General features: G+C 38.3%; 3 protein-coding genes and 1 pseudogene. 2 read left to right on the forward strand and 2 right to left on the reverse strand.

Annotated elements, in window-relative coordinates:
• Positions 1–115: 115 nt before the first annotated feature.
• Together BM213_RS14240 and BM213_RS14245 are read left to right on the forward strand one after the other, a co-directional pair.
• Positions 116–532: pseudogene (locus BM213_RS14240) on the forward strand (ATP-binding protein); the annotation flags it as partial.
• 52 nt (positions 533–584) lie between these two features.
• Positions 585–1925: an MATE family efflux transporter gene (locus tag BM213_RS14245; protein ID WP_091705248.1), complete on the forward strand. Its 1341-nt coding sequence runs from the start codon at positions 585–587 to the stop codon at positions 1923–1925.
• A 27-nt stretch (positions 1926–1952) separates the two neighbouring features.
• On the opposite strand, the gene BM213_RS14250 is transcribed toward BM213_RS14245, so the two are convergent.
• Both BM213_RS14250 and BM213_RS14255 read right to left on the reverse strand, forming a co-directional pair.
• Positions 1953–2066 (reverse strand): YjcZ family sporulation protein, encoded by a 114-nt coding sequence (locus BM213_RS14250; protein WP_006318569.1) that lies wholly within the window; start codon positions 2064–2066, stop codon positions 1953–1955.
• Positions 2067–2092: 26 nt separating this feature from the next.
• Positions 2093–2197 (reverse strand): YjcZ family sporulation protein, encoded by a 105-nt coding sequence (locus tag BM213_RS14255; protein ID WP_021094060.1) that lies wholly within the window; start codon positions 2195–2197, stop codon positions 2093–2095.
• Positions 2198–2532: the final 335 nt, after the last annotated feature.

The raw sequence follows: 2532 nt of genomic DNA on the forward strand, positions 1-2532 counted from the left end.
AAAACAAAATATTCCCATTGATACCGTGAAAAAACAGCTCCACGTGGCATAAGGGGTACCCTGTTTGTCTCTTTTTAAATGGTAATTATTGTAACTAAAATTACTCAACTACAGTCTTTTATTACGAAGCGAAGCCCTTCTTCACAATGTAGAGCTTTCATACGATCTAGATAAGAAACTACAACATCATGGTGTTTATATTGACAAAAATCAACTGATGCAGGTGTTTATTAACTTATTGCGCAATGCGATTGAAGCAAAAACAGAAAAGTCATTGAATGTACACATTCAAACAGCTCTGCACAATAACCTTGTTCAAATTTATGTCCGCGACAATGGACCTGGCATCCCTCCTACAATTATTCATCACATCTTTGATCCGTTTTTTTCGACGAAACAAACGGGAACAGGTCTCGGTCTATCTTTGTCGCGAAAAATTATTGAACTTCATAAAGGTTCAATGCGTGTGCAAAGCGAATTCGGACGTGGTACATGTTTTATTATCGAACTACCTGCTTATTCAAAAAAATGATGTGTTATAATATCGTCTGTCTATATTTTTACACGTATTTTTGGAGGGAAAAATGAAAGAAACATATACGTTAAAAGAAAAAATAAAACAGTTCTTACATATACTAATTCCTGTTTTTCTTGCCCAAATCAGCTTATATATGATGAATTTTTTTGATGTCATGATGACGGGAAAATATCGCGCAATTGATTTAGCTGGTGTAGCCATTGGTTCAAACATTTGGGTTGCTCTATTCACAGGAGTTGGAGGGGTGTTAACTGGTTTAACTCCAATCGTCGCCCAAGCATTCGGGGCAAAAGATAGTGAACGCATTACTCGAACGGTAGAACAAGCAATATACTTAGCGATCACCTTTGCCTTCTTTGTACTTGTAATCATTTATTATCTCGTTCCTTTTTTACTGCAACATATGCCGATCGAACATGATGTGCAAATTGTTGCTTATGAATATTTGAAAGCATTATGTATTGGTATTGTCCCTATTTTTATTTATCACGTACTTCGTTCTTTCGTAGATGCCCTCGGGCGAACGAACTTTACAATGATGCTAACACTATGTTCATTGCCTTTAAATATTTTACTGAACTATGTATTCATTTTTGGACGATGGGGTATATCGGCATTCGGCGGAGTAGGCGCAGGGTACGCAACAAGCATCACATATTGGTGCTTGTTACTATGTGCGTTTTTGCTCGTTCGCTTTCGTAAACCTTTTTCAACGTACAATATACTTAAGAAATTTCATCCGATCTCGTTATCCATTTGGAAGCAATTAATTTTGATCGGTACACCTATTGGACTAGCGATCTTTTTTGAAACGAGTATTTTTTCTGCTGTCACGTTGTTAATGAGTCAATTTGGAACAACGGCAATCGCCGCTCATCAAGCAGCATTAAATTTCGGTTCACTTTTATATATGATTCCACTAAGCATTTCGCTTACTTTAACAATTATTGTTGGTTTTGAAGTAGGTGCTAGTCGCTCAGAACATGCCAAACGTTATTGTATCATCGGCATTTCATCTGCTGTAATGATGGCTATTGTTGCCTCTATCGTTCTACTATTATTTCGTGAACCGATCGCTTTCCTATATACGAATGATGAACACGTTTTGCAATGGACGAAACAGTTTTTGTTATACGTTTTATTTTTCCAATTTTCTGATGCTGTTGCTGCCCCTATTCAAGGCGCATTACGTGGATACAAAGACGTTCGTTTCCCATTTTTCATTGCGCTCGTGTCGTATTGGTTAGTCGGTTTGCCTGTCGGATATATATTCGCTCATTATACAACTGCTGGACCGTTTGGATATTGGATCGGTCTTATTACCGGTTTAGCCTCAGGTGCCATATTGTTATTCGTACGGTTACGACAAAAATGGAAACATATATAAAAGCAAGAGGGAGCCCCCTCTTGCTTTTTAGCACCAAGCTGCACCGACGATAATAAGCAAGATAAAAAGTACGACGATGAGCACAAATGTTTTTCCGTATCCTGGATAACCATATCCATATCCATAGCCATATCCATACATGATGCATTTCCTCCTTTATCGTTTAATTAATATCCCCAGCCACCAATATAAGCACTACCAACAATGATTAACAAAATAAACAATACAACAATTAACGCGAAACCACCGCCGTGATGATGTCCTCCACTCATCTTCTGACACCTCCTTCTTGTACTAACAACCTATTCAACGACTAGGGAAAACGTTATGGTTTTTGAAAAAATGGGTAAAAAAACGCCTGTCTCACCGACAGACGTTATGCGTTTAATGATTTTTCTCTTCGTTTCTCCCATGTGCTTGAAAGTGAAAATAAAAGCAAAGCCGTCCAAATACAACCAAATGCATACATGTGAGCGTTTGTAAACGGCTCGTGAAACAAAAACACACCAAGAACTGAACCTCCCGATGGCTAAAGCCACGGGGTTCTTGTGTACAAAAGGGTTTCTCGTACACCTGCGTGTAGAACTCACCCTTGTTCCACAAGACT

The organism is Anoxybacillus pushchinoensis (assembly GCF_900111795.1).
In the GTDB taxonomy this organism is placed as follows: domain Bacteria; phylum Bacillota; class Bacilli; order Bacillales; family Anoxybacillaceae; genus Anoxybacillus; species Anoxybacillus pushchinoensis.